Below are 26,042 nucleotides of genomic sequence, written 5' to 3' on the forward strand. Positions count from 1 at the left end.
CGCGGTGTCCAAATATACTCTCAAGGTGCTGACCGATTTCGCGTCAGCGCACACCCTGCGGGACTACCCCGGAGATTGCGCTCGGCTGCACGGCCACAACTGGAAGGTGGAAGCCGAGGTGGAGGCGTCTCGGCTGGACAGGTTGGGCATGGCGGTGGACTTCAAGACCATCAAGGGGTTGGCGCGCGAGATTGCCGGCCAACTGGATCACCAATATCTGAATGACCTGGAGCCCTTCCGGGACCTGAACCCGACCGCCGAGAACATTGCCCAGTGGTTTTTCCGCGAAATGGCGGCGCGACTCGATGCCCCCAACGTCAGGGTCAGCGCCATCACCCTGTGGGAAACCGAGAGGGCCTGTGTGCGGTACTCGGAAGACCAGTCAAAGGACTCAGCCCCATGAGCACAATCGTTCCCAAGTTGATCACGCCGGCCATCCCCGACGTTCAGGCCAGCGCCGATACCCGCGAGATCCCCATCAACAAGGTCGGCATCAAGGACATCCGGCACCCGGTGCGGGTAACCGATCGTACTGGTGCCGACCAGCACACGGTGGCGCGCTTTTCCATGTATGTGAACCTGCCCCATGACTTCAAGGGCACGCACATGTCACGTTTCGTGGACATCCTCAATGCGCACGAGCGAGAGATCACGGTGGAAACCTTCAAGCTCATGCTGCATGAAATGGCTGAGCGCCTGGAAGCCGCCGCCGGGCACATCGAGATGAACTTCCCGTATTTCGTCAACAAACCTGCCCCCGTCACCGGGGTGTGCAGCCTCATGGACTACGATGTCACGTTCATTGGTGTGATCCAGGATGGCAAGCCGCAGATGAACATCCAGGTGCTGGTACCCGTCACCAGTCTGTGTCCCTGCTCGAAGGGCATCTCCGAGTACGGCGCCCACAACCAGCGCTCGCACGTGACCGTGAACGTGCGCATCAAGGATTTCATGTGGGTGGAGGAGCTCATCGACCTGGTGGAGAAGGAGGCCTCCTGTGAACTCTACGGACTGCTCAAGCGCCCGGATGAAAAATATGTCACGGAGCGGGCTTATGACAATCCAAAATTCGTGGAAGATCTGGTGCGGGATATTGCCGTGCGTCTGAACCGGGATGAACGAGTGTCCGCCTACTCCGTATCGTCGGAGAACTTCGAATCCATCCACAACCACTCTGCCTACGCCCTGATCGAACGGGACAAGGAACTGGAAGCATTGGCACTGGCCAAGGTCTGAGCCCGGGGATCAGCCCGGTCATCTGAACTCGGACCCGAGCTCAGCGCCCATCATCAGGCGGCCGGATGGCCGCCTGATGCGTCATGCGTATCATTCAATCCCTTCGAACTGTTCCCGAATGCGTTCCAGCACGGCCTCGGCCTCCTGGGCATCCAGCATCTCACCCTGCTGATCGCGCGCCACCACCCGCACACGCTCATCCACTTCTCCGAGCAGGATGCGGTATTGGGTGTCCCGGCGCAGGGTGGGCGTTTCGTCCCGACCGAACAGGCGGCTCAGGAAGCCACCTTCCCTCTCGCCCCGTTCCGGACGGTAGGTCACGAAGTAGGTGCCGGCGCTGCGGTCCTGATCGTCCACCAGCAGGGAGGCGCGATCAAGCATCACCCCCAACCGACGCCATACGCCCAGGAATCGATCCTGAATCTCCAGCACCGGCTCGCCGTCCATCTGCGTGATCCGCAGCGAGGGGGTCACATCCTGCGCCTCGGCCACCGCCTGCACGGCCCGTTCTTCCTCCGGGCCCAGATAGCTCATGATCTGCACCAGCATACGGGCCTCGGCTTCGGGATCCGCCGGTGCCATCTGCCAGCGCACGTCATCCTGGCTCACCGCCACCTCGCGGGTACTGCGATGACTGACGAAGACCGTGGCGGCCGACTCACCCTCCGGCTCCACCCGCACCCGGAATTGATCCCGCGTGCTGGCATCATAGGAATCCCCGAACACGCGACCAATCAGCTGGCGAATGCCACCCTCGATGGGTACGCCAGCCTGCATCTGCATCCATTCGGTCTCCAGCAGCCCCTGACGCGGCTCGTCCCGGGCCAGGGGCACATCCTGCTCGTTGAAGAAGGCGCGCAGACGCGGCCAGAGCTCGTCCGGGGGCATATCCACTTCCAGCCAGCGCACGGGCCCATCACGGAGCACGCGAATTCCCTCCGGAAAGGTCAGCACCTGCTCGCTGCGTGCTCGAGTGTCCCGCGGCGCTTCTTCTACCTGGGTGCCGACATCGCTGGGGGCCTCCCGGGCGCTCACACGGCCGCTCGGGGCTTCCGGGATTCGAAACGCGGGGTCCACCTCCGGCGCCACCAGATCAGGTGGCACTTCCAGCGGGCGTGTTTCACCCCGATTGGCGCTGTCGCGCTCACCCAGCAGGCCACAGCCACTGATCAAAAGGGCACCAGCCAGGACCGGCAGCAGGTGCCGGGGCTTTGGGAATACCGATGATGCTTTCATGAATGCGAGGAACTCAGGGGAATGTGTGCAGCCAGAAGGGCTTCGCGCAAGGGCTCGCGCAGGTGCTCGGACAGGGGCGTCAGGGGCAGGCGGATCCCCGGCGGAATCAGCCCCATCTCATGGAGTGCCCACTTCACCGGGATGGGGTTGGACTCCACGAACAGGGCCTGGTGCAGGCCCCTGACGGGTGCCTCGGCAGCCTCGGCAGCGGCCGGATCACCGGCCAGGGCCGCCTTGCACATCTCATGCATCGCCCGGGGGGCCACATTGGCGGTCACCGAGATGATCCCCCGCCCACCGGCCAGCATGAAGTCCCGGGAGGTGGGATCATCTCCGCTGTAAAGATCCAGCCGGTCGCCACACAACCCGAGCACATCCCGTGCCCGCTGAACATCGCCAGTGGCCTCCTTGAGGCCAATGATGTTGGAAATGCTGGACAGACGCTCCACCGTCTCGGGCAGCAGATCCACCGCCGTGCGGCCGGGCACGTTGTAGAGAATCTGGGCGATGGGCACTGCATCGGCGACGGCCTTGAAGTGGCGGTAAAGCCCTTCCTGGGTGGGCTTGTTGTAGTAGGGCGTCACCAGCAGGCAGGCGTCAGCGCCGGACTGCATGGCCAGGCGGGTGAGCTCAATGGCCTCCGAAGTGGAGTTGGCCCCCGTGCCGGCGATCACCGGCACCCTACCCTTGGCGAACTCCACCACCTGGCGCACCACCTGACAATGCTCACGCACATCCAGGGTGGCGGACTCACCGGTGGTACCCACAGCGACGATGGCATCCGTGCCATTGTCCACGTGGAACTCCACCAGCGCCTCCAGCGCCGCCTCGGCGAGGGAACCGTCCTCGTTCATGGGCGTGGCCAGAGCCACCATGCTGCCGTGAAACATCGAAACCTCCACACTCGATACAGGCCCACATAGTAATGTCCACCCCCTCCCCCATCAAGCGTGATGGCATGCCTGGCCCGCCAAGCCCCACCACCACGGTGGCTTTACCCACGGGCTCCTTGATAATCTCAGGGATCAGCCGCACCGGACTCCCCCAGGATGCCCCAATCCCCGCGTCACTCCCGTAGTACCCATCTACTCATCTCGGCCATGGGCGAACAACAGCCCGGGCTGCTCGACCACCTCACGCGGGCGATACTCGACAGTGGATGCAGCGTGCAGGACAGTCACATGGCCGTACTGGGGAACGCTTTCACCGCTACCCTGCTGGTCTCCGGCAACTGGAACACCCTCAGCAAGCTGGACGGCGCCCTGGTCACCCTGGCCCGACAGCAGAGCCTGGACGTGCATACCCGACGCACCGGCCCCGGGCAACGGGAAGGGCACAGCCTGCCGTACTCCGTGGACGTCATCGCCCTGGACCAGCCGGGGATCGTTCACCAGTTGGTGGGCTTCTTCTCCTCCCGTGGGGTGACCATCCGCGAGATGAACAGCCAGGCCTACACCGCCGCGCATTCCTCCACCCCCATGTTCACGGCCCACCTGTCCGTGGAGATCCCCGCCACCGAGCACATCGCCTCACTGCGGGAGGATTTTCTGGATCTGTGCGATGAACTGAACCTGGATGGCGTGATCGAACCGATCAAGGGGTAACCGCCCCGCCACCCCACGCTCTGGAGGAACAGCCCATGTCCCAGCCCACCCCCCAGGTCGCCGTCGACCAGCCCGTGCCGGATTTCGAGCTGCCCGCCACCGGCCATGACCAGCCGGTGCGCCTGTCGGACCTGCTGAGCGACCGGCACCTGGTGCTGTATTTCTACCCCCGGGACGACACACCGGGCTGTACCACCGAGGGCAAGGACTTCACCGAACAGTACGCACGCCTGGAACAGGCCGGGGCCCGGGTACTGGGGATCTCGCGGGACTCCCTCAAGTCCCACGACAAGTTCAAATGCAAGTATGGATTCCCCTTTGAGCTGCTATCGGACGAGGACGAACGGGTCTGCGAACTGTTTGGCGTCATGAAACTGAAAAACATGTACGGTAAACAGGTGCGCGGCATCGAGCGTTCCACCTTCCTCATCGACCGCCAGGGCGTGTTGCGCCAGGAATGGCGCAAGGTCAAGGTCCCCGGGCATGTGAACGCAGTCATCGAGGCCCTGGAATCGCTGGACCGGTAACCGGGCTCGCCAGACCGGGACGAAACCAGGGCCTTCCTGTCATCAACTCCTTCCAGGGCGCATCCATGGTAAAGACGGCATGGTGAAAAAAGAGATCCACGGCAAGCGTCTGTTCGTCCTGGACACCAACGTGCTCATGCACGACCCCACCGCCCTGTTCCGCTTCAAGGAACACGACATCTACCTGCCCATGGTGGTACTGGAGGAACTGGACCGGGGCAAGAAGGGTATCTCCGAAGTGGCCCGCAACGTGCGGCAGGTGAGCCGCTTCATTGACGAACTCATGGGCGACGCCCGCCAGGAAGACATTGCCCGCGGCCTGCCCCTGACGGGTGTCGGCTTTGCCGATCAAGCCGACCTCAACGGTCGGGGGAGGCTACTGTTCCAGACCCACGCCATGGCCAGCAGGCTGCCGGATACCCTGCCCGGGAACACCCCCGATCACACCATCCTCGGCACCGCCCTCACCCTGCAGCAGGAGCGCCCTGACCAGAGCGTCACCCTGGTCTCCAAGGACATCAACCTGCGCATCAAGGCCACCGTCCTGGGCATCCATGCGGAGGATTACTACAACGACCAGGTACTGGACGACGTCAACCTGCTCTACGCCGGTACCCACGAGCTGCCCCCGGACTTCTGGGACAGCCACGTCAAGGCCATGGACTCCTGGCAGGAAAGCGGGCGCACCTTCTATCGCATCACCGGCCCCATCACCGAGCAATGGCACCCCAGCCAGTTCCTGTATCGCACCGACGAGCCCACCTTTCTGGCCATGGTCCGTCAGGTGAAGACCAGCACGGCGGTGGTGGAAATGGTGCGGGACTACACCGGACCGCGTCACACGGTGTGGGGCATCAACGCCCGCAACCGGGAGCAGAACTTTGCCCTGAACCTGCTCATGGACCCGGAAGTGGACTTCGTCAGCCTGGTGGGTGCTGCCGGCACGGGCAAGACCCTGCTCACCCTGGCCGCCGGCCTGGCGCAGACCCTGGAGGAGAATCTCTACAAGGAGATCATCATGACCCGGGTAACAGTGCCCGTGGGCGAGGACATCGGCTTTCTACCGGGTACAGAGGAGGAGAAGATGGCCCCCTGGATGGGGGCGCTGATGGATAATCTGGAGGTGCTCACCCAATCCGACAGCGGCGGCGACTGGGGTCGTGCCGCCACGCAGGAACTGCTCAAGAGCCGGGTGAAGATCCGCTCACTGAACTTCATGCGCGGCCGCACCTTCCTCAACCGCTACGTCATCCTTGACGAGGCCCAGAACCTCACCCCCAAGCAGATGAAGACCCTGATCACCCGCGCCGGCCCGGGCACCAAGGTGGTCTGCCTGGGCAATGTGGGCCAGATCGACACCCCCTACCTGACCGAGACCAACTCCGGCCTCACCTTTGTCGTGGACCGCTTCAAGCACTGGGAGCACAGCGGCCACATCACCCTGCAGCGCGGCGAACGCTCCCGCCTGGCAGATTTTGCCTCCACAAACTTGTAAGCCAGGCTTTCGCGGGCGAGGCCCGCTCCCACAACTCCCAGAGCTGTCCCGATCAGGCGGCTTCGTCCTGGGCTTCTTCTTCCGGGATGTTCTCGTAGCGGGGCCAGGAGCGGATGACGGCCTGGATCAGGGTGGCCAGCGGGATGGCGAAGAACACCCCCCAAAGGCCCCAGATGCCACCAAAGATCATCACCGCTGCAATGATGGCCACCGGATGCAGGTTGACCACCTCGGAGAACAACAAGGGCACCAGCACATTGCCATCCAGGAACTGGATCACCGCATAGGCGATCAGCACATAAGTGAATTCGCTGCTCACCCCGAACTGGAAATAGGCCACCAGGGCCACCGGAATGGTCACCACCGCAGCCCCCACATAGGGGATGATCACCGACACACCCACCGTGAAGGACAACAGCAGGGCATAGTTCAGGTCAAAGAAGATGAAGGTGAGATAACTGGCCGCCCAGACGATGAGGATTTCGATGAATTTGCCGCGCACGTAGCTGGCGATCTTCAGGTTCACCTCCTGCCACACCTCCGTCGCCAGTGCCCGATCCCGAGGCAGAAAGCCGGTGATCCACCCCAGGATGGCGTCCCTGTCCTTGAGCAGGAAAAACACCATCAGCGGCACAATCACCAGATACACCATGATCGTGGCCACATGCACCGCCGAAGCCAGCGTGATATTCACCATGCGCTGCCCCAGGGCCACCGACTCGGCCCGGATGGAACCCATGATCTCCCGCACCTGCTCCTCGGTGATGAACTGGGGATAACGTTCCGGTAACTGCAGCAGGATGTTCTGCCCCTGGGCCACCATCGTCGGCAACTCACGCACAAGCTGGGTGATCTGCTGACTGAGCACCGGCACCACCAGCAACAGCGTGGCCACCAGCACGGTGAGGAACAGCAGAAAGACAATCACAACGGCCGGCATCCGCGGGATACGCCAGTTCTGCAGCTGGCGCACCGCGCCCTCCAGCAGATAGGCAAAGATCACGCTGGCCAGCAGGGGCGCCAACAACTTGCCGGCGAAGATGACGATGGCAAATCCCACCGTGAGCAGGAACGCCAGGATCACCACCTGCGGATCGGAGAAATGCCGGTCATACCAGCGTTTCAGCACCGGAATCATCATTGCCCGCCCTCGCGCAACTCACGATAATGACGCGCGAACACTGCCTCCAGGTCATCAATGACCTCCCGTGCCTCGCGCCCCTGGAGCATGTGTTGACTCATCAGCATGGAGGTCTCGTTGAGCAACCGGGCCTTGTCCAGCATGGGGTAGGTACTCGACAGACGCTTCATGGCCTTGATCACTGTCTCCTCTTCCGGCCGCGGTATGGCCTGAGGCTCGGGCACCGGCACATCCTCACGGCCACCACGGGTGGCCAGAAACTCGGCAAAGGCCAGCAGCATTTCCCGTTCCGCGTCGGGCAAATCCCGGTACAACCCCATCAGGCGTTGCTGTGGATCCTTGCGAAGAGGGTTCATTCCAGACATGTTCAAGCAGTTACTCCATCTTCAGGCTGAACACGGGCATCTTGCGACGCTCCTGCATCAGTTGCAGTTCGGTGACCAGCGCCATCACCACCTGGTCAGTGATCTTTTGCATGCCGGTCCACTCCCGCCGGGCCTCCACCAGCAGTTCCGTGATCCCCGGGGGTGGATTGTGCCCCTGCTCCATGATGATGTCTTCCAGCATGCCGGGCTTCATCTCGGGGCGGAACAGCAGACCATAGGTGAGCGGATCCGGCCTCACGGCCAGCCAGCGGCCCTCGTCGTCCACCAGAATGGGCTCCAGCCCGTCGGGCAGGGCGACAGCACCATGATACAGGGTCAGAACCCGCTGGCCATCCAGTACCTCTGCCAGGGCATCTCCGGCCCCGGCAGAGGTCTTGCGGGCAGTCACAAAGCCGCTGGTATAGGCAGGCTCCATGGCGGCCTTGCCACCAGCCACCTGAGCCACCAGCAGCCCTCCCATTCCCAGGCCCACCACCGGTCGCCGGGCCTTCTGAAAGATGCGGATGAGCTGCAACTCATCCGGCACCTGGGGATTATTGTCCTGATCCGCCGTGGGCCAGGCGCCACCCAACAGCCACAGACCATCGAACTGGCCGGCAGACCCGGGCAGGCCCTGCCCCACAAAGGGTCGATAATAACTGAACCCGATGTCCCGTTTTTCCAGCTGAGTCTCGATCAGGCCGAGAAACTCCGAATAGGTGTGCTGAACAACCGCGTAGTTCTTCATCATCGGCTCCTGGCGCAGATCGCGGGCCAAGGCCCGCTGGATCAGACGCTGACGCTGGATGGGTGTCCGGTGGGGCCCCCGTCATCGGAGGCCTGCCCGTCACAGTAGTTGCGGGCAAAACTGAGAAGTTCCTCCACGGCCCGCAAACGAAACTTCTGGCGCTGATGCACAAAGGCAAACTGCCGGGTCAGACCGGGCTCCAGAGGAATCCCTTCCAGACGTTTGAGGGCCAGTTCCTTGTCCAGGGTTGCGCGGGAGAGGATGGAGAGCCCCATGCCCGCCTCCACGGCCCCCTTGATGGCCTCCGGACTGCCCAGCTCCAGGCACACGGTCAGCGCATTGCGGCCCATCCCCAGCTCGTTCAGGTAATCCGTGATCACCTCCCGGGTGCCAGACCCCTCCTCCCGGCAGATGAACGGATAAGGCAACACCTCCTCCATGGTCACCGACACCTTGCCCGCCAGGGGGTGCCCCGGGGGCACGATCACCACCAGTTGGTCCATCTGGCAGACTTCCACATGCAGATTGCGGTTGGAAACGGGCCCTTCCACCACCCCCAGGTCGATGATGTTGTTCTCCACCATGGAGACGATACCCTCGGAATTGGCCACCTTCAGACGGATGTTCACCTCGGGATGCTTGCGCTTGAAATTGCCCAGCAGTGCGGGAAGCATGTACTCGGCGATGGTGGTGCTCGCTCCCAGGGTGAGGGCCCCGGAGACATCCCCGGTGATCTCGCGGATGGCGTTCTCCATCTCCCCGTAGGCCTCGAAGATGCGCTCGGCATAGCGAAAGGCCGCGCGACCCGCCTCGGTGAGGCTCACCCGGTTGTGGGTACGATCGAACAGCCGGGTGTTGAAATGCTCCTCCAGCTGACGCACCTGGAATGTCACTGCGGGCTGCGTCATGTGCAGGGCCTCGGCCGCCTTGGTGAAGGAGAGCAGCCGGGCCACGGTATAAAACACTTGAAGTCGTCGGTCAGCCATTTTGCAAATTACCTATCGAAGCCTTACGGTGCCCATGGTACTCACTAATGTACCTTGGGGCACTTCATCACCACCACGGGGGAGCCTCCCGCATGAGCAAGGCCTGGAAACAACTGGATCTGGAAGGGGCGGGGCTGCAGACGATGAATGCCCGGCTCACCCGGGAGATGCGTCGACGCCCGCTGGCCTATGGACTGGCGCTGGCCTTTCCCCTGGGGCTGCACCGTTTTTATCTGCGCGAGCCCCTGGGCGGATCGGCCTATGTGGCGCTCTCCCTGCTGACCCTCACCCTATGGACCTGGGGCGGCGGCGCCTGGGCCCTGGTACCGTTGGGCGTGATGCTGGCCGCGGTGGTCTTTGATCTGTTCTGGATGGACGGTTACATCACCCGTTACAACAAGGCCCTGCGCATGCGCCTGTTCCTCAGGCCCGGGCATGAACCGCCCAAGGATTACCGCGGCCGGGTACACAAAACGGGAATGCTGAAAACTTATCAGAAGGAGAAGGAACAGGAGCGGGCCGGCCATCAGCCGGTGAACATGGAGGACCTGCAGGCCAGGGGAACACAGGCCCACGGGGACCCGAGACGCATGCCCTCCTTCAACGAACAGGAGGCCATGCTGCGGGAACTGGCCAAGGCCCGGAAGGCGCACCGAAGCCCGACCCAGAATCGGGAAGACGCCAGCGACGGCGATGAAGGGGGTGGGAAACAGCCCCGGAAATAGGCGGCCATCCCCCGCCGGTCAGGGATCACCGGGACGCCAGACGCCGAAGGCTTCCTGGGGTGATTGCTGAGGCGAGGCAACCTGTTGCGCCTGCTGCTGGCGCACCACATCGTCATGCACGTGACGCATGAACGCCGCCAGCTGCTCGAGAAACTCCTGCCGCTTGGCTTCGGGGATGGGTTGGGAACCCAACAGGTAACCACTGATGGCCGACATGTACTGCACGGTCACCAGGGGGTCGTGACAACGCTCGTCGTGCTCCACCAGGACATCCTGGAGTTTGTGGACGAGTTCACCGGATAGTTGCAGGGATTCAGACATGGTGCCAAGGATACTCGGGGTGAATTATGCCGGGCAAGATGCTTGAGGCATCAGCCCGGTCTGCGGGCCGTTCGCAAACGGCCCGCAGCGTCGAATTCAGGCGAAACTCAATTGTCCATCCGTCACATCCACCCGGATCACGTCCCCGGGACCGTAGTCCCCCTTGAGGATGCGCTGTGCCAGGGCGTTTTCCAGCTGCTGCTGGATGGCCCGCTTCAGCGGCCGCGCCCCGTACACCGGGTCGAAGCCCGCCTCGCCCAGGCGATCCAGGGCGGCATCGCTCACCTCCAGGGACAGATCCCGCTCCGCCAGCCGCTGGCGCAGATAGTCCAGCTGGATCAGGGTGATGGCGCGGATCTGTTCGCGGCCCAGGGGATGGAAGACCACCACCTCGTCCACCCGGTTGATGAACTCGGGGCGGAAGTGGGTGCCCACCACCTCCATCACCGCCGACTTCATCTGGTCATAGTGCTCCTCGCCGGCCATCTCCTGGATGAGCTGTGAGCCCAGATTGGAGGTCATGACGATCACCGTGTTGCGAAAATCCACGGTGCGCCCGTGGCCGTCGGTGAGCCGGCCATCATCCAGCACCTGCAGCAGCACGTTGAAGACATCCGCGTGGGCCTTCTCCACCTCGTCCAGCAGGATCACCGAGAAGGGCTTGCGGCGCACGGCCTCGGTGAGATAGCCCCCTTCCTCGTAGCCCACATAGCCCGGGGGTGCCCCGATCAGACGGGCCACCGAATGTTTCTCCATGAACTCCGACATGTCGATGCGGATCATGGACTCCTCGGTATCGAACAGGAAATTGGCCAGCGCCTTGGTGAGTTCCGTCTTGCCCACCCCCGTGGGGCCCAGGAACAGGAAGGAGCCGTTGGGCCGATTGGGGTCCGAGAGCCCTGCCCGGGCGCGGCGGATGGCGTTGGAGACGGCCTTGACCGCCTCGTCCTGCCCCACCACACGATGGGTGATATTTTCCTCCATGCGCAGCAGCTTGTCCCGCTCGCTTTCCAGCATCTTGGAGACGGGGATGCCCGTCCAGCGGGACACCACTTCCGCGATCTCCTCATCGGATACCTTGTTGCGCAGCAGGCGCATCTCCGACATCTCCGCCTGGGCAGCCATCTCCAGGCTGCGCTCCAGGTCCGGGATCTTGCCGTACTGGAGCTCCGACATGCGCCCCAGGTCGCTGGCGCGGCGAGCGGTATCCAGCTCCACCCGGGCCCGCTCCAGTTCCTCCTTGATGGCCGCGGTGCCGGACAGGGCGGCCTTCTCCGACTTCCAGACCTCCTCCTGGTCGGAGTACTCCCGCTCCACCCGATCGATCTCATCCTGCAGGGCCTCCAGGCGCTTGCGGGAGGCCTCGTCGGATTCCTTCTTCAGGGCCTCGCGCTCGATCTTGAGCTGGATGAGGCGCCGCTCCAGGCGGTCCATGCTCTCGGGCTTGGAGTCGATCTCCATGCGGATGCGGCTGGCCGCCTCGTCCACCAGGTCGATGGCCTTGTCCGGCAACTGTCGGTCGGTGATGTAGCGATGAGAGAGGGTGGCGGCGGCGACGATGGCCGGGTCGGTGATCTCCACCCCGTGATGCACCTCATAACGCTCCTTGAGGCCACGCAGGATGGCGATGGTGTCCTCCACGTTGGGTTCCTCCACCAGCACCTTCTGGAAGCGCCGCTCGAGGGCGGCATCCTTCTCCACATACTTGCGGTATTCATCCAGGGTGGTGGCACCGATGCAGTGCAGTTCGCCCCGGGCCAGGGCCGGCTTGAGCATGTTGCCGGCATCCATGGAGCCTTCGGCCTTGCCGGCACCCACCATGGTGTGCAACTCATCGATGAACAGGATCACCCGCCCCTCCTGCTTGGACAGGTCGCTGAGCACCGCCTTGAGGCGCTCCTCGAAGTCCCCCCGGAACTTGGCGCCGGCGATCAGGGCCCCCATGTCCAGGGAGAGCACGCGGCGGTCCTTGAGGCCCTCGGGCACCTCGCCGTTGACGATGCGCTGGGCCAGGCCCTCGACGATGGCGGTCTTGCCCACGCCGGGCTCGCCGATCAGCACCGGGTTGTTCTTGGTGCGCCGCTGCAGCACCTGGATGGTGCGACGGATTTCCTCGTCGCGGCCGATCACCGGATCCAGCTTGCCCTGCTCGGCCCGTTCGGTGAGGTCGATGGTGTATTTCTCCAGAGCCTTGCGCTGGTCCTCGGCATTGGCATCGTCCACTCGCTGACCGCCGCGCAACTGGTCCACCGCCTTGTTCACCGCATCCTTGGTGGCACCGGCCTTGTGCAGCAGGTCCGTGAGGGCCCCCTTGCCTTCCAGGGCGGCGAGGACGAAGAGCTCCGAGGAGATGAACTGATCCTTGCGGGACTGGGCCAGCTTGTCGCACAGGTTGAGCAGTCGCCCCAGATCATTGGAGATGTGCACATCCCCGCCGGCACCTTCAACCTGGGGCAGGCGCTCCAGGGCCTCACCCAGTTGCGAGCGCAGCAGATTGACGTTCACACCCGCTTGGGACAGCAGGGGTCGCACCGAGCCACCCTCCTGGTCCAGCAGGGCGATCATCAGGTGCACCGGCTCGATCATCTGGTGATCACGGCCCACGGCCAGCGACTGGGCGTCGGCCAGTGCCGTTTGAAACTTGCTGGTGAATTTATCCATGCGCATAGTGGCAAAACCCCTTGGAGATGTGTCAGATTACAACTGTACATGGGGCCACATGCCGGGCCTTTCAAGCACCGCCTTGGCCAAGGGGTGATCTTGGGGCTTCATAACTGATCACCACTTTTCGGAGCCAAAAAAGCGGTGACGGAACATATCGAACTGATTTACGTCATAGCCCTTGGGGTCGGCGCTTCTTACACTGGGCCCGTCTCCTCAAACCTCCCGGATGGGCCGAGGTCATGCTCGCACGGCCGGCCAAGGCAAGCGACCCAGGCCATGACCACTGCAGGCGCCACGTTTTCAGAGGATTACCCGTGTCATCAGCCAGCCAGCATCCGGCATCTCCCGAGCAGTCCATGGGCCAGGACCGCCCGGGGCTGAGTCGTGATGTCGGCCGTGACTGGGCCCGCGAGACCTGGACGCCCGCGCCGCGCTCGGGACTCCCCGCCCCCGCACGATCCCCGCATGAGCGGGCCGTGGGTCAGTTGCTGGACGAGATCAAGAACTGGCGCTTTCGCGAGGGCGAGTTGCTGCACGCAGCCACGCCCGTGCCCGCCGTCGATCCCTTCCACTGGCTGGAGAGCAACCCCGGCGCCTCCCGGTGCCTGTGGCAGAATCGGGAACAGACCCTGACCCTGGCCGGTATCGGTGCCGCGGCGGAACTGAGTGCCGATACCGCCGAGGATTACGATCACCTGCTGGAGCGCATCAACGACATCATCGGCCAGCAGGACACCGCCTTCGTGGGTGGTTTTGCCTTCGATGGCCGCTCCGGCGAGCGGGAATGGCATGAGTTCCCAGCGGCCCGCTTCGTGCTGCCTTCCATCGAGTTGCGCCAATGGGATGGCGGCTTTCGGCTGGCGGTGAACCTGCGCGCCAGCACCCGCCGTGAATTCGTGCGCCGCAAGACCCGGCTGATCGCCGAACTGTGTCGCCTGCGTTTCACGCCGCCCAGGCCGGCGAGCGCCCCCTGGCCCATCCGCGTGACCCGGCGCGTGGATGACATGAGCTTTGACGAGTGCCAGGGACATATCCGGCATATTCTGGAACACATCCAGCAGGGGCGTATTCACAAGGCCGTGCTGGCCCGCCGCGTGGAATTGCAACTCAATGACCCGCTGCCCGGTTTTGCGACCCTCAAACGCTGGCACCACACCAACGGCGGCAGTTTCTGCTTTGCCCTGGAGCATGGGCACAAGCTCTTCATGGGCTGTTCGCCGGAGCGCCTGTTCAGCCGCGAGGATCGTCGGGTGTGCACCGAATCCCTGGCGGGCACCGTGCGCCGCGGCCGCAGCCGACAGGAAGACGCCCAACTGGAGCATACGCTGCTGCGGGATCCCAAGCTGATCCATGAACACGAACTGGTCACCCGTTATGTACGCGATCGCATCGCCCCCTGGGTGACCTGCACCGACTGCCCCACCGAGGCCGGCGTGGTGAAGCTGGATCGCATTCAGCACCGTTACCTGCCCATCCGCGCCACCCTCAGACCCGGTGTGATGGATGATCAACTGCTCAAGGCCCTGCACCCCACCCCCGCGGTCTGTGGCTTCCCGCGCCGGGAGGCCCAGGAACTCATCGCCCGGCGGGAGACCACCCATCGGGGCTGGTACAGCGGCGTGGTGGGGATGATCTCACCGCGGCGTTCGGAGTTTGCCGTGGCCATCCGTTCGGCCCTGGTGGAGCGCAATCGGGTGCTGTGCTATTCCGGCGTGGGTATTGTGGAAGGCTCAACACCAGAGGCGGAGTGGAACGAACTGGAGGCCAAGATCGAGTCCTTCCTGGCCGTGCTGGGGTCCTGACGGCGGGGATGCGAGCACCCTTCAGTCACGTCAACGAAGCCTGGGCGAGGCTGATCCTGGAGCGCCTGCATGCCCATGGTGTGCGGGATTTCTGTATTGCCCCGGGGAGTCGCAGTGCCCCGTTGGCCCTGGCGGCGGCGCGTCTGGGGCAGCGCCGGGACGACCTGTCCCTGCACACCCATTTCGACGAACGCGGCCTGGGCTTTCTCGCCCTGGGGCTGGCCCGGGCCAGCGGACGGCCCACGGCCCTCATCACCACGTCCGGCACGGCCGTGCCCAACCTGCATCCCGCCCTGGTGGAGGCCTTTCAGACTCACCAGCCGTTGATCGCCCTCACCGCCGACCGCCCACCGGAGTTGATCCACTGTGGTGCCAATCAGGCCATCGAGCAGCCCGGCCTGTTTGCCCTGCATGTGCGCGCGCAACTGAACCTGCCACCGCCAGACACCGCCATCAGCGCCGGCTGGCTGGGCGCGGAACTGGACCAATGCCTGCAGGCACTGCGCGGCGCCGATGGTGGTCCGGTACATATCAATGCCCCGTTTCGCGAGCCCCTGTACGGTACCTCGCAGCTGGCGGACTTCGGCCCCTGGCTGTCGGATCTGCGTCACCCTCCGGACCCGACGCCCGCCCCTGAGGTCATGGCCCTGCCCCGCCTGCATGGCCCGCTGGCGCTGGTGGCAGGGCAGCTGGACACCGATGAGGCCGAGGCGGTGCTGGAACTGGCCCAACGGTCCAACCTACCCGTCCTGGCAGACATTGGCAGCCAGCTCAGGCTGGTCGACCATCCCTGTATCGTGCCCTACCCGGACCTGCTGCCCGCCAGCCCCGATGGCCAGAGGCTACTGGCGAGTCTGAGGCAGGTGATTCAGTTCGGCGGGCGCATCACCAGTAAACGGCTCAACCAGTGGCTGGCCAGGTTTGCAGGCGAATACTGGCTCGTCAGCCCCCATTCCGGCTGCCTGGACCCGGAGCGTCGCGCCATCGCGATCCAGGCGGATATTCCTGCCCTGTGCGCACAGCTGACCCTGTCCCCGCAGGAGGACACCGGCCTGGTGGCTGCGGCCCGGGCACTCGCTCCGCGCCTGGACGCGGCCACCCGGGCGCCCTTCTCGGAACTGTCGGTGGCCCGACGACTCAGCCAGGAGCTCCCCAAGGACATGGCCCTGTTCCCGGGCAACAGCCTGAGCATCCGGCTGCTGGACGCCGTCGCCGAGCCGGGCCTTGGCCAACGCTGCGTGACCAGTCGAGGCGCCAGCGGCATCGACGGTCTGGTGGCCACGGCGGCAGGCTTTGCCCGGCACCACACCGGTGGCCTCACCCTGCTGCTAGGGGATCTGTCCCTGCTGCATGATCTCAACAGCCTGTCCTTGACCCGGGGCAGTCCGTCCCCTCTGGTGATCATCGTGCTCAACAACGACGGTGGCGCGATCTTCAACCTGCTGCCGGCCCAAAGCCAGGGCGAGCACTTCCAGCCTCTGTTCCAGTTGCCCCATGGCCTGGGTTTCCAGCACGCCGCAGCCCAGTTTTGCCTGAACTATGCTGCCCCCAGGGATATCGAGGCCTTTGCCGAGTCCTACCAGGCGGCCTGCCAGCGCCCCGGCGCCACGCTCATCGAACTCACCTTCCCACCCGACCGGGGCAGCCGGGCCTTGTCGGGGCTGATCCAGTCCATCCGTGATGATGCAGCCCCCCAGCCCTGAGCCCTCAGGAGCAGCCCTTGTGGGAGCGGCCCCTGGCCGCGAAGGGGGTTGGGGCCATTCGGATGAGGGGGCTTCGATCTTCGCGGGCAAGGCCCGCTCCCACGGGTATTGCTGTGGGTTGGAGGTCATTATCTGATGAGTGCATTCACCCTGGTGCTGTTGCATGGCTTCATGGGCCGCGGAGATGACTGGAAGGCACTGATCAGTCATCTGCCTGCCGGGGTTCAGTGCATCGCCCCCGATCTGCCCGGGCATGGCGACGCCCCCCTGGATCCCATCGGGTCAAACCCGCCATTCGGGGCCTACTGTGAACAGGTCTGGACCGGACTGCATGCACAACTGCCGGAACGGTTCGCCCTGGCCGGGTACTCCATGGGCGGGCGTATAGCCGCCTGGCTGGCCGCCCGACATCCCGAGCGGGTGACAGCACTCGTCCTGGAGGGCGCCCACCCGGGACTCAGCAGCGCCGCCGACCGCCAGGCACGCCTGGACAACGACGAGACCTGGGCCCGACGCCTGGAACAGGGCCCCTGGCCCGATGTGCTGGATGCCTGGTATCGCCAGCCGGTCTTTGCCTCGCTGGACGATGCCCGCCGCCGGGCCTTCATCCAGGCACGCGCCCCCCAGGATCCGCAACGGCTGGCCCATGCACTGCGCGCCGCCAGCCTGGGTCATCAGCCCTCGCTGATCCCGGGCGTGGCAGGATTGGACATCCCGCGCACCTTCATCGCCGGGGCCCAGGACGAAAAATTCACCGTCCTGGGCGAGCGCTGGGCCCGGGATTGCCCCGGCCTTGAACTTGTCAAACTGGATGGTCTGGGGCATAACTGCCACGCCGAGGCCCCGGAAACGGTGGCCCGCATCATTCATCGCACCTGCTGCGGCCAGCAGAACGTTACCAAGAGCATTCACAGCCCATGAGTACAGCAAGCACCTCCAGCATCATCCCCGCCGCCGACTGGCAGGATCACAGTGACTCCTTCCAGGATGTCCTCTATCACAAGGCCGAGGGCATCGCGAAGATCACCATCAACCGCCCCCAGGTGCGCAACGCCTTCCGTCCGCTCACCGTCAAGGAGATGCAGCAGGCCCTGGCCGACGCCCGCTTCGACGAGAACATCGGCGTGATCATTCTGACCGGCCAGGGGGATCTGGCCTTCTGTTCCGGCGGCGATCAGCGGGTGCGCGGCGACTCCGGTTACAAGGATGACCAGGGCGTGCACCACCTGAATGTGCTGGACCTGCAGAAGGACATCCGTTCCTGCCCCAAGCCGGTGATCGCCATGATCGCGGGGTATGCCATCGGTGGCGGGCATGTGCTGCATCTGATCTGCGACCTGAGCATCGCCGCCGAGAATGCCCGCTTCGGTCAGACCGGACCCAAAGTGGGTTCCTTCGACGGCGGTTTCGGTGCCAGTTACATGGCCAGCGTGGTGGGCCAGAAAAAGGCCCGGGAGATCTGGTTCCTGTGCCGCCAGTACAACGCTCAGGAGGCCCTGGACATGGGGCTGGTGAACACCGTGGTGCCCCTGGAGCAGCTGGAGCAGGAGACCGTGGCCTGGTGCCGTCAGATCCTGGAGCACTCACCCATCGCACTGCGCATGCTCAAGTCCGCCTTCAATGCCGGCACCGATGGCCAGGCGGGCATCCAGGAGCTGGCCGGCAATTCCACCATGCTCTTCTACATGACCGAAGAGGGGCAGGAAGGCCGCAATGCCTACCTGGAAAAGCGCAAGCCGGACTTCGGCAAGTTCCGTCGCCAGCCCTGAGTGCTCCCCTCTCTGCATGGTAACTCGCCACTGCGAAAACCCCCTCCCATGCAGGGTGACAGACACAACCCCTGGATCGACCCATGTGGGAGCGGGCCTTGCCCGCGAATGGCGGCGGGCACAGGCCTGAGGGCACCACTCCGCAGCGCATCGCTGGCAGGCCAGCTCCTACAGAGGACAACTCACACAGGGGAGGCAACGCCTACAAATGAACGCCAATTCCAATCAGGCCCTGGCCAGCCTCACCCTCTGGCGCTACCGCCTGCCCCTGCGGGAACCCCTGGCCCTGGGCCCGTGCACCCTGTCCCATCGGGAGGGACTTCTCCTGGAGTGGCAGGGTGAGCAGCAACCGGTGATCTGGTCCGAGATCAGTCCCTTGCCAGGTTTTAGCGATCATGACCTGGAGACCTGCACTGAGCATTTGAAGCGACTTCTGCAGGCCCCGGGGGGTGCACTGAAGGACCGACTGGACCCGGGGCAACCCAGTCTTCCTGCCGAAGTGCGTTTCGGCCTGGAGAGCGGCCATCTGCAATGGTCCACCCCCCTGCCCGATGCCCGCCCACTGCCCCGCTGCCGTTTGTTGCGCCACAATGCCGATCTGGAGGTTGCACCGCATGACGCCTGCATCAAGCTCAAGGTGGGCCGAGCATCGGCAGCGGAGGATGCCCGGCGCATTCAGCATGTCAGCCGACAGTTACGGGACGGCCAGCAGCTGCGCCTGGATGCCAATCGCAGCTGGACGCTGGACACCGCCCGGGATCTGAGCCAGCGGATCGATCACCGCCACGTGGCGTTCATCGAAGAACCCCTGCTGCCCGGCAGCGACTACGCAGAATGGTTTGCCGCCACCGGCCTGCCCCTGGCCTGGGACGAGACCCTGCGGGAAATCCCCCCCGAGGCCGTGGAGGACCACCTAGACACCCCCGGCCTGGCGGCCCTGGTGATCAAGCCCATGCTCACCGGCCTTGGGCGTGCCGAGAGCTGGGTCCAGGCCGCCCGGGCGCGGGGGCTGGGCGTGGTGCTCAGCGCCGCCTACGAGAGCAATCTCGCCCTGGATCTGTACACCCGCCTGGCGGTCCACTGGGGGCTGACGGGTCCCCAGGGTCTGGACACCTTCGATCCCTTCACCCATGCCCTGATCGAACCCATCCGCAGCCAGCCCGAACATGCCGACCGGCCGGTGCTGGGACGTGAGCACCTGCATTGCCTGGGGCACTGGACATGACGCCTGCCGCCAATGACACACTGCCCTGCCTGCTGGATGAAGCGGCCCGCCGCTGGCCCGGTCAGGCGGCCCTGATCCTTCCCGGGCAGCCCCCCCTGACGTTTGCCCGATGGTCGGCGCGGGTGACCGAGCGGTCACGATCACTCCAGGCCCAGGGGGTAGCATCCCTTCAATGGGTTGTCCTCAGCGCGGACCGGAATCTGGACACCCTGGTGGATGTCTTCGCCGTGCTGCGCGCGGGCGCACGCCTGCTGCCAGTGAACCCGGCCCTGCCGTCGGCGGCCGTGGATGACCTGATGGAGGCGCATGCCCTGGACTGGCGCATTCCCGAACCTGGAGGGGCGGTGGTGGCCGGACCTGGCAGGGTCGATGGCCCCGGGCCCCCTCATCCTTCCCCGCCCCCCGTCCGCACTGGGCTGCACGGGCGATTCCCGGCCGATGACGTCCGCACCGGCGTGCTCACCTCCGGCTCCACCGGTCAGCCCAAGGTGGCCATGCACAGCCATGCCAACCACGTGTTCAGCGCCGAAGGGGCCAATCGGGCCATTGCCCTGGGACCGGGAGACCGCTATCTGCTCTCGCTGCCCCTGTTTCATGTGGGCGGACTGGCCATCCTGTTCCGTTGTCTGCTGGGGGGCGCCTCCCTGGTGCTGGGCGGGCGGGCCGAGGATGCGGATCACCTGGCAGCCACCGGCGTGACCCATCTCTCCATGGTGGAGACCCAATTGCAGCGTCTGCTGGCGCAGGCGCGGCCGCTGCCCCGGCTCAAGGCGATCCTGCTGGGCGGGGGCCCCGTGCGCCCCTCCCTGCTCGAGGCGGCGCGGGCCCGGGGGCTGCCCTGCTGGATGAGCTACGGGCTCACTGAAATGACCTCCCAGGTGCTGAACCAGGGCCCCGATGGCCGGGTTCAGGTGCTGGATCATCGGCAATGCCGGGTGGACGGCAAGGGCGAGATCCTGGTGCGTGGCGCCACCCTGTTCAAGGGCTATCTGCGGGGCGGGGAAACGGACCCGGGCACCGATGACGACGGGTGGTTCCGTACCCGGGATCTGGGCTGCTGGGATGAGCGGACCCTCAGCATCACCGGGCGCCTGGACAATCAGTTCATCAGCGGTGGCGAGAACATCCAGCCGGAGACGGTGGAGCAGGCCCTGCATCAGCACTCGGATGTGGCCAGGGCCGTGGTGGTGCCCCGTCCCGACCCGGAGTTCGGGCAACGCCCCGTGGCCTTCGTGGCGGTCCGCGCCCCGGTGGAGAGCCGCGTGCTGCGCGCCTGGTTGCGGGAGCGGTTACCGCCGTTCATGGTGCCCGTGGCCTTTCAGGCGCTGCCCGCCCAGGCCGGCCTGAAGGTGAGACGGCGGGAACTGGCCCAAAGGGCAGGGGCCATAGGCGCCGAGGTGCTGTATCCTGAGGGTGAGACACCGTGAGAGAGCCGTCCATGTGGAAGCGTCCTGTCGATCTTGATGCCCTCAACGACATCACCCGCGACACCCTGATGCAGTCCCTGGGGATCCGTATCACCCAAATCACCGATGATGCGATCTATGGCACTCTGCCCGTGGATGAGCGCACCCGCCAACCCTTTGGCCTGCTCCATGGCGGCGCCTCGGTGGCCCTGGCCGAGACCCTGGGCAGCGTGGGGGCGCACCTGGCCTCGGCGCCCGGATACATGGCCGTGGGCCTGGAGATCAATGCCAATCACCTGCGACCGGCCCGCCAGGGTGTGGTGACCGGTTGCGCCCGTCCGGTGCACGTGGGCAGTCGCACGCAGGTGTGGGAGATCCGCATCCGGGATGATCAGGACCGGGAGATCTGCATCGCCCGGCTCACCACCATGCTGACGGAGGCACCGGCCGGCAGCAGGAGTGCATGATCCGGGCGCCAGACCGCCTGTGGGAGCGGCCCTTGGCCGCGATGGGGGGTAGGGTCACCTCTTGTGGCCTCACTGGCATGGGCTTCGCGGGCGGGGCCCGCTCCCACAAAGGGAGGCTTATCTACCATGGTAATGGGAGGTTTTCATGGCCACAAACATCGAGCAGACTCAGGACGGGGGTCACCCGGATGCACGCCCCATCACGCTGGTTTTCGGGGCCAGCGGCTACATCGGCTCCAATCTGGTTCCCCGGCTGCTGGCCTCCGGCAAGGCCCGAGTGCGGGCCTGCTCGCGGCGCCTGAGCGTACTCCAGGCGCGAGGCTGGGACGAAGCCGAGCTGGTGGCCGCCGACGCCCTCAAACCCGAAACACTCGCCCCGGCACTGGAGGGCGTGAGCACGGCCTATTATCTGGTGCACTCCATGGGGGCCGGGAAGTCCTTCGGCCAACTGGATGTTCAGGCTGCCCGCCACTTCGCAAAAGCTGCCGCCGATGCAGGCGTGCAGCGCATCGTCTATCTGGGCGGGCTGGCCCCGGCCTCCGCCCGCAGCGAACACATCGTCTCACGGCGTCAGACCGGGGATGAACTGCGCCGCGGCCCGGTGCCAGTGACCGAACTGCGGGCCGGCATCATCGTGGGCCCCGGCTCCGCCGCCTTCGAGGTGATGCGGGATCTGGTGCTGCACCTGCCGGTGATGATCACACCCAAGTGGGTCTCGCGCACCTCACCCCCCATCGCCCTGGACAACCTGCTGGAATACCTGCAGCGGGCCCCGGATGTACCGGAAGCCGCCGGTCGCATCCTGGACACTGGGGGACCGGAGTACCTCACCTACGGACGCATGATGCAGATCCTGGCCGAGGAGGCGGGTCGCAAGCCACCGCTGATCATTCCCGTCCCCCTGCTGTCGCCCAAGCTTTCCTCCTACTGGCTGCGTCTGGTCACCTCGGTACCCACCTCCATCGCCCGAGCCCTGGTGGAAGGCCTCAAGGAGAACTACGTGGCCGAGGATGAAGAGACCCGACGCCTCATGCCCCAGGACCTGCTGGATTTTCGCAGCGCCGTGCGCGCGGCCTTCGAAGCCGAAGCGGAAAATGCCCTGGCCGCCCGCTGGACCGAGGGCGCATTCATGTTCCGGGACTACCGGCTGGACTACAGCTATTACGCCAAGACGGCCGGCGGCTCCGCTGTGGCCGATGCGCCCGTGGAGTCGGTCTGGTCCGTGGTGACCGCCATTGGCGGCGGAAACCGGTATTTCGCCTACAACCCGCTGTGGAAGATCCGCGAAGTCACCGACTGGATGCTGGGTGGCCCCGGTCGCAATTACGGCCGTCGCCATCCCACGGAACTACGGGTGGGCGACATGGTGGACTCCTGGCGCGTGGTTGGGCTGGAACCAGGGCGGCGCCTCACCCTGGGCTTCGGCATGCGGGTGCCGGGGGCCGGCGTTCTGGAAATTGATCTGGCGCCGGAGGGGAACGGTACCCGCATCAACGTGACCAACTACTGGCACCCCGCCGGAGTGTGGGGGCTGCTCTACTGGTATGCCATGGCCCCGGCACATCTTTTCGTGTTCACCGGCATGGCTCAAGGCATCGCCCGGCAGGCGGAAACCGCAGCCCGTGCAAGCACTTGACCCCCGGGGCCGTCTTTGACATAACCCTTGCGTCATCGTGCATACTCGGCCGCTACCGCACCACAAGCAAGCCCACGGGGGTAATCACCATGCCGGTCATCGATCACGACATGATCTTCCCGGCGGAACCGGATGAAGTCTTTGCCCTGATCCGCCGGGTGGACGAGTTTCCGCGTTATGCCGACGCGGTGGAGTCGGTCACGCCGCTCAATGACACCACCTACCGTTGGAAGGTCCGGGCCAATGGCATGGTGTTCAGTTGGGATGTGGCCATCGTTGAAGAAGAGCCTCCCCACCGACTGACCTGGAAGTCGCTCAGCGGCATCCGCAACACCGGCCGCTACCGTCTGAGCCCCGTCCCCGGGGGCACGCGGGTGAAACTGTCGATCGAGTATCATCTGCACAATCGTCTGCTGGACAAGACCGTGGGGCGGGCCGCCCGCCCCCTGGTGCATCACATCAGCGGTCAGGCCTTCGAGCGCGTGCGCCGGGCACTGATCGAGGATCAAGCCAAAAACACATCGGCCCAGGCAGGGAACATCGAAACACCCCGGCAAAACTGAAGCCTCTCCGGGCCAAGATCCCAAGGGATACCCCTGAATGGAAAAGCAGCAACGCATCATCCAGATGTTCAATGACATCTCGCCGACCTATGACCGGCTCAACCGCATCCTGAGTTTCGGGGTGGACCGTCGCTGGCGCCGCAATGGCTGCCTGGCGGCCCTCAAGGCCCACGGCCGGCCGGTGAAGCACCTGGTGGACGTGGCCACGGGCACGGGGGACCTGATCCTGTTCTGGCGGGAAGCGGGCAAGGCCAGCGGTACCCCCATCGAACGCGCCACCGGCCTGGACCCCGCCATCGGCATGCTCACCCTTGCCCGCCGCAAGGTGAAGAACGCCGACTTCCAGGAGGCACAGGCCAACGCTCTGCCCCTGGAGGACAACAGCGCCGACATGGTGAGCATCAGCTACGGCATCCGCAACGTGGTGGACGTGGATGGTGCACTGAAGGAGTTCCATCGGGTGCTGGAACCGGGCGGCCATGTCCTCATCCTGGAATTCATGAGTCACCCGGAATCCACCCTCATGGATCGCATGAGCCGCCTGTACATGAACAAGGTACTGCCCAAGGTGGGCGCCATGATCTCCAAGGACAACCAGGCCTACACCTACCTGCCGGAATCCATCCAGGCCTTCTTCAGCACGGAGCAACTGGTGGAAAAACTCACCACCGCTGGCTTCGAGATCGTGCAGGTCAAGGACGACACCTTCGGCATCTCCACGCGCTTCATCGCCCGCAAGCCGGGCTGAGTGTCCACACCGGCCTGCCTTTCTGAATCACCTCATCACCGATTCAATCATCCACGGAGAATTCGCTCATGCGAGTGGCAATCATCGGGGCCGGCATCAGCGGCCTGAGCACAGCCTTCTACTTCAATCGCTCCAGAAGCGATGCGGAACTGCACATCTTCGAAGCCAACAACCACCTGGGCGGCACGATGCACACGGTGAACAAGGAAGGCTTCCTGTTCGAGGAGGGCGGTAACGGCTTTCTCAGCAACAAGCCGGACATGCTCAAGCTGGTGGAAGACTGCGAGGGCTCGCACCTGCTCATGCGCAGTGAGGACGCCGCCCGCAAGCGCTTCATCTACACCGACGCCATGCATCCCTTCCCCGACAGCCCCGGCAAGTTCCTCAAGTCCGGCCTGCTGACCGCCCCGCAGAAACTGCGCGTGGCCGGCGAGGTGTTCACTCCCGCCAAAAAGGACGACAGTGACGAGACCCTCCAGTCCTTCGGCTATCGCCGCCTCGGCAAGGCCTTCACCGATGTCTTCCTGGATGCCATGACCGCCGGCATTTACGGCACCACCGCCGACCGAGTTTCCGTGCAGGCCGCCTTTCCTCTCGTGGCCTCCCTGGAAAAAGAGCATGGCGGGCTGTTCAAGGGCATGATCAAGCGCCGCAAGCAAAGCGCCGGTCCTGGCGGCGTGCTGATGAGCTTCAAGGGGGGCATGAACACCATCGTCGACCACCTCCAATCCAGGATCAAGGCCCAGTGGCATACGGGACACCCCGTGGACAAGGTCACCGCCACAGAGACCGGCTATCAGCTCGCAGTGGGCGGCCAGACACACGATTTCGACCAGATCATCATGGCAGTCCCCGCCTATGCGGCGGCCCCCATGCTCTCCGACCTGGATCCTGAATTGTCTCGTCAGCTGGACGCACTGGACTATTCACCGATCGCTGTCGTCGGCTTCGGCTGGAAGGAACTGGATCACCCGCTGGACGGCTTCGGCCTTCTCACCACCGCCAAGGCGCCGCTGCCTTTCCTGGGCGTACTCTGGGATAGCAGCATTTTCCCTGATAGGGCACCCAAAGGCATGAAGAGCATTCGCGTCATGCTCGGTGGCCAGCGCGCGCCCCACAAGGTCGACCAGGATCCCGAGACCCTCATCCAGGAATCCCGCGAGGGGCTGGTCAAAGCCCTGGGCATCGACAAGGCCCCGGACGCCACCATCGTGAAACGCTGGCCCAAGGGTCTGCCCGGCTATCCGGTGGGGCATATCGCCGCAGTGGATCGCATCATGGAACGCGCCGGCCAGCACCGAGGCCTGCACCTGACAGGCAACGCCTTCCGTGGCATCGCCATGAACGACTGCGTCCGCAATGGTCGCCTCACCGCCGAGACAGCGGCTCTGGTAGGTCGAGCCACCTAATCGGAGGCCAGTGCCCCCCCGCCCCTCACCCCACCCCCTCTCCCCCAAGGGGGAGAGGGGCTTATTCTGGCTCCCCCCTCAAGGGGGGCAGGGGTTTATTCTGGCCCCCTTGAGGGGGGAGAGGGGCTTATTCTGGTTCCCTTTTCCCCGTGGACGGAGAGTGGCTTGTTCCTGGCGCCTTTCTCCTCCCGGACGGACAGTAGCCTATTCTGGCTCCCTTTCTCCGTGGACGGAGAGTAGCCTATTCTGGCTCCCTTCTCCCCTCG

Annotated in this window: 25 protein-coding genes; 17 read left to right on the forward strand and 8 right to left on the reverse strand. The window is 64.7% G+C overall.

Features of this window, described 5'->3' with window-relative positions:
• The first annotated feature begins 4 nt into the window (after positions 1–4).
• Together queD and folE2 are read left to right on the forward strand one after the other, a co-directional pair.
• Positions 5–403, forward strand: coding sequence for a 6-carboxytetrahydropterin synthase QueD (gene queD / locus LPW30_RS13400; RefSeq protein ID WP_239681112.1), 399 nt, complete (start codon positions 5–7; stop codon positions 401–403).
• Positions 400–1,236 carry a GTP cyclohydrolase FolE2 gene (folE2, locus tag LPW30_RS13405; protein WP_063464653.1) on the forward strand — a complete coding sequence of 279 codons (837 nt, stop codon included), beginning with the start codon at positions 400–402 and terminating at the stop codon, positions 1,234–1,236. Before queD ends, folE2 begins: the two co-directional genes overlap by 4 nt.
• A 90-nt stretch (positions 1,237–1,326) precedes the next feature.
• Here the strand turns inward: folE2 and bamC are convergent, their stop codons facing one another.
• On the reverse strand, positions 1,327–2,472 hold the full coding sequence (gene bamC, locus LPW30_RS13410) for an outer membrane protein assembly factor BamC (protein ID WP_238625413.1): 1,146 nt from the start codon (positions 2,470–2,472) through the stop codon (positions 1,327–1,329).
• A complete protein-coding gene (gene dapA / locus LPW30_RS13415) occupies positions 2,469–3,362 on the reverse strand; it encodes a 4-hydroxy-tetrahydrodipicolinate synthase (protein ID WP_025280693.1) in 894 nt (297 codons plus the stop codon). The genes bamC and dapA overlap by 4 nt, the downstream gene beginning before the upstream one ends.
• Positions 3,363–3,521: 159 nt before the next feature.
• Here dapA and LPW30_RS13420 point away from each other — a divergent pair, with 159 nt between their 5' ends.
• The 3 genes from LPW30_RS13420 to LPW30_RS13430 all read left to right on the forward strand — a co-directional run bounded on the left by LPW30_RS13420 (position 3,522) and on the right by LPW30_RS13430 (position 6,098).
• Positions 3,522–4,076: a glycine cleavage system transcriptional repressor gene (locus tag LPW30_RS13420; protein ID WP_025280692.1), complete on the forward strand. Its 555-nt coding sequence runs from the start codon at positions 3,522–3,524 to the stop codon at positions 4,074–4,076.
• 35 nt (positions 4,077–4,111) lie between these two features.
• Complete coding sequence (locus tag LPW30_RS13425; RefSeq protein WP_239681113.1) at positions 4,112–4,603, forward strand: peroxiredoxin; 492 nt, start codon at positions 4,112–4,114, stop codon at positions 4,601–4,603.
• Positions 4,604–4,682: 79 nt separating this feature from the next.
• Complete coding sequence (locus LPW30_RS13430) at positions 4,683–6,098, forward strand: PhoH family protein (protein ID WP_239681114.1); 1,416 nt, start codon at positions 4,683–4,685, stop codon at positions 6,096–6,098.
• A gap of 52 nt (positions 6,099–6,150) precedes the next feature.
• Here LPW30_RS13430 and LPW30_RS13435 read toward each other — a convergent pair whose 3' ends face one another.
• Genes LPW30_RS13435 through LPW30_RS13450 form a run of 4 tightly spaced genes read right to left on the reverse strand, consistent with a single transcriptional unit; the run spans position 6,151 to position 9,338 of the window.
• Positions 6,151–7,236, reverse strand: a complete 1,086-nt coding sequence (locus tag LPW30_RS13435; protein ID WP_025280689.1) for an AI-2E family transporter — start codon at positions 7,234–7,236, stop codon at positions 6,151–6,153.
• Positions 7,236–7,604 carry a Crp/Fnr family transcriptional regulator gene (locus LPW30_RS13440; protein ID WP_338018744.1) on the reverse strand — a complete coding sequence of 123 codons (369 nt, stop codon included), beginning with the start codon at positions 7,602–7,604 and terminating at the stop codon, positions 7,236–7,238. Before LPW30_RS13440 ends, LPW30_RS13435 begins: the two co-directional genes overlap by 1 nt.
• 10 nt (positions 7,605–7,614) lie before the next feature.
• Positions 7,615–8,352, reverse strand: a complete 738-nt coding sequence (locus LPW30_RS13445) for a type 1 glutamine amidotransferase (RefSeq protein ID WP_239681126.1) — start codon at positions 8,350–8,352, stop codon at positions 7,615–7,617.
• Between the two features lie 41 nt (positions 8,353–8,393).
• Positions 8,394–9,338 carry a LysR family transcriptional regulator gene (locus LPW30_RS13450; RefSeq protein WP_025280686.1) on the reverse strand — a complete coding sequence of 315 codons (945 nt, stop codon included), beginning with the start codon at positions 9,336–9,338 and terminating at the stop codon, positions 8,394–8,396.
• 92 nt (positions 9,339–9,430) lie between these two features.
• Between LPW30_RS13450 and LPW30_RS13455 the strand changes: the two genes are divergently transcribed.
• Entirely contained in the window at positions 9,431–10,063 is a 633-nt protein-coding gene (locus LPW30_RS13455) for a TM2 domain-containing protein (RefSeq protein WP_239681115.1), read from the forward strand.
• Between the two features lie 18 nt (positions 10,064–10,081).
• On the opposite strand, the gene LPW30_RS13460 is transcribed toward LPW30_RS13455, so the two are convergent.
• Together LPW30_RS13460 and clpB are read right to left on the reverse strand one after the other, a co-directional pair.
• Positions 10,082–10,384, reverse strand: a complete 303-nt coding sequence (locus LPW30_RS13460) for a hypothetical protein (protein ID WP_238625405.1) — start codon at positions 10,382–10,384, stop codon at positions 10,082–10,084.
• A gap of 96 nt (positions 10,385–10,480) precedes the next feature.
• The gene (gene clpB, locus LPW30_RS13465) at positions 10,481–13,045 is read right to left on the reverse strand and encodes an ATP-dependent chaperone ClpB (RefSeq protein ID WP_025280683.1); all 2,565 of its coding nucleotides are present in this window, start codon (positions 13,043–13,045) and stop codon (positions 10,481–10,483) included.
• A gap of 317 nt (positions 13,046–13,362) precedes the next feature.
• On the opposite strand from clpB, the gene LPW30_RS13470 reads away from it, so the two are divergent.
• The 11 genes from LPW30_RS13470 to hemG all read left to right on the forward strand — a co-directional run bounded on the left by LPW30_RS13470 (position 13,363) and on the right by hemG (position 25,776).
• Positions 13,363–14,850, forward strand: coding sequence for an isochorismate synthase (locus LPW30_RS13470; RefSeq protein WP_239681116.1), 1,488 nt, complete (start codon positions 13,363–13,365; stop codon positions 14,848–14,850).
• Positions 14,851–14,858: 8 nt separating this feature from the next.
• On the forward strand, positions 14,859–16,553 hold the full coding sequence (gene menD / locus LPW30_RS13475) for a 2-succinyl-5-enolpyruvyl-6-hydroxy-3-cyclohexene-1-carboxylic-acid synthase (protein ID WP_239681117.1): 1,695 nt from the start codon (positions 14,859–14,861) through the stop codon (positions 16,551–16,553).
• A 135-nt stretch (positions 16,554–16,688) separates the two neighbouring features.
• On the forward strand, positions 16,689–17,474 hold the full coding sequence (gene menH, locus LPW30_RS13480; RefSeq protein ID WP_239681118.1) for a 2-succinyl-6-hydroxy-2,4-cyclohexadiene-1-carboxylate synthase: 786 nt from the start codon (positions 16,689–16,691) through the stop codon (positions 17,472–17,474).
• On the forward strand, positions 17,471–18,322 hold the full coding sequence (gene menB / locus LPW30_RS13485) for a 1,4-dihydroxy-2-naphthoyl-CoA synthase (RefSeq protein WP_025280680.1): 852 nt from the start codon (positions 17,471–17,473) through the stop codon (positions 18,320–18,322). The genes menH and menB overlap by 4 nt, the downstream gene beginning before the upstream one ends.
• 208 nt (positions 18,323–18,530) lie before the next feature.
• Positions 18,531–19,547 carry an o-succinylbenzoate synthase gene (menC, locus tag LPW30_RS13490; RefSeq protein WP_239681119.1) on the forward strand — a complete coding sequence of 339 codons (1,017 nt, stop codon included), beginning with the start codon at positions 18,531–18,533 and terminating at the stop codon, positions 19,545–19,547.
• On the forward strand, positions 19,544–20,974 hold the full coding sequence (locus LPW30_RS13495) for an AMP-binding protein (protein WP_239681120.1): 1,431 nt from the start codon (positions 19,544–19,546) through the stop codon (positions 20,972–20,974). Before menC ends, LPW30_RS13495 begins: the two co-directional genes overlap by 4 nt.
• Positions 20,975–20,985: 11 nt before the next feature.
• Positions 20,986–21,420 (forward strand): hotdog fold thioesterase, encoded by a 435-nt coding sequence (locus LPW30_RS13500; RefSeq protein WP_239681121.1) that lies wholly within the window; start codon positions 20,986–20,988, stop codon positions 21,418–21,420.
• Between the two features lie 145 nt (positions 21,421–21,565).
• The gene (locus tag LPW30_RS13505; RefSeq protein ID WP_239681122.1) at positions 21,566–23,056 is read left to right on the forward strand and encodes a DUF2867 domain-containing protein; all 1,491 of its coding nucleotides are present in this window, start codon (positions 21,566–21,568) and stop codon (positions 23,054–23,056) included.
• Positions 23,057–23,145: 89 nt separating this feature from the next.
• Positions 23,146–23,619 (forward strand): SRPBCC family protein, encoded by a 474-nt coding sequence (locus LPW30_RS13510; protein ID WP_238625394.1) that lies wholly within the window; start codon positions 23,146–23,148, stop codon positions 23,617–23,619.
• A 37-nt stretch (positions 23,620–23,656) separates the two neighbouring features.
• The gene (ubiE, locus tag LPW30_RS13515; protein WP_239681123.1) at positions 23,657–24,367 is read left to right on the forward strand and encodes a bifunctional demethylmenaquinone methyltransferase/2-methoxy-6-polyprenyl-1,4-benzoquinol methylase UbiE; all 711 of its coding nucleotides are present in this window, start codon (positions 23,657–23,659) and stop codon (positions 24,365–24,367) included.
• A gap of 68 nt (positions 24,368–24,435) precedes the next feature.
• On the forward strand, positions 24,436–25,776 hold the full coding sequence (hemG, locus tag LPW30_RS13520) for a protoporphyrinogen oxidase (protein ID WP_239681124.1): 1,341 nt from the start codon (positions 24,436–24,438) through the stop codon (positions 25,774–25,776).
• Positions 25,777–26,042 lie beyond the last annotated feature (266 nt).

It is taken from the genome of Ectothiorhodospira variabilis (assembly GCF_022227625.1).
Taxonomy (GTDB): Bacteria; Pseudomonadota; Gammaproteobacteria; order Ectothiorhodospirales; family Ectothiorhodospiraceae; genus Ectothiorhodospira; species Ectothiorhodospira haloalkaliphila.